Annotated in this window: 2 protein-coding genes; both read left to right on the top strand. The window is 68.2% G+C overall.

Features of this window, described 5'->3' with window-relative positions; all coding sequences use genetic code 11:
- The first annotated feature begins 466 nt into the window (after window positions 1-466).
- On the top strand, window positions 467-637 hold the full coding sequence (locus OTB19_RS43935; protein ID WP_267804318.1) for a hypothetical protein: 171 nt from the start codon (window positions 467-469) through the stop codon (window positions 635-637).
- 77 nt (window positions 638-714) lie between these two features.
- Window positions 715-934 (top strand): DUF6444 domain-containing protein (locus OTB19_RS43130; RefSeq protein ID WP_267804319.1); only part of this gene is annotated, 220 nt, incomplete at its 3' end.

Here is a 934-nt window from a genome sequence, read left to right on the forward strand (position 1 = left end):
GGCCGGGCGGTGCTCGATGACGTGATCGGGGTTGGCGACCGGCTCGAGGTTCGTGCCCTCGTGCCCCACCTGGCCGCCGGGCACGCGCCCGGAGGTCCCACGCTGTGAACGCGGCACGGGCTTGCGACGCACCTCGGCGCGGGGTGGATCGTCGACCGGTGCCGGTGCCGGTGCCGGTGCCGGTGCGGGTGCGGGGAGGCTGAGGAGGGTCTTGCGGGTGATCTGCAGATTCTCGCTCTCGGTGTCGAACTCGCGGAGGTGGCGGTGAGTTCGGCGATCTGGTCCTGGATCCGTCCGGCCTGTTCGGAGACTTCACTCATCCGGTCCTCGACGTAGGCCAGTACGGCCTCGACCTGGGGGATCTCACTCACGCTCCCCTCCAGGAGGGGAGCGTGATGCCGGTGAGGCGGCGGGCCATGACCGACGTCATCGCCCAGAACACCCGCGAGCGGGAGGAGGCGAGCCGGTGTTCGTAGTCACGCACGAGACGGCGGTAGAACATCAAGATCCCGTTCGTCTGTTCCACGATCCACCGCTTGGCCTGCGGGACGAAGCCCTTCTCGGCCGGGTTGCGCTCGACGATCTCGACAGCGATGCCGAGAGTCTTGCCGTGGTCGACGACGCTCTTCTTGAGTAAGCATTCAGAAGGTCGGCCGCGGGTCCGTCTCCTGATGATGTGACAGGTGGCGGGTGGGTGCGGCAGGATCCGTGGTCATGTCGTCGGGGCCGGAATCTGCGTCGCGCGAGGATCTCCTCGCGCTGGTCGGGCTGCTCCAGCGGCAGAACGAGGAGTTGGCTGCCGCCAACGAGCGGTTGACGGCTCGGGTGGCGGAGCTGGAGCGGCGTCTTGGCCGGAACTCGGGCAACTCCTCGTTGCCGCCGTCTTCGGATGCCTTCGGGCGGCCGGTGAAGAAGCCGCAGGTCAAGAGTGGGC

The organism is Streptomyces sp. H27-H5, from assembly GCF_026627505.1.
Taxonomy (GTDB): domain Bacteria; phylum Actinomycetota; class Actinomycetes; order Streptomycetales; family Streptomycetaceae; genus Streptomyces.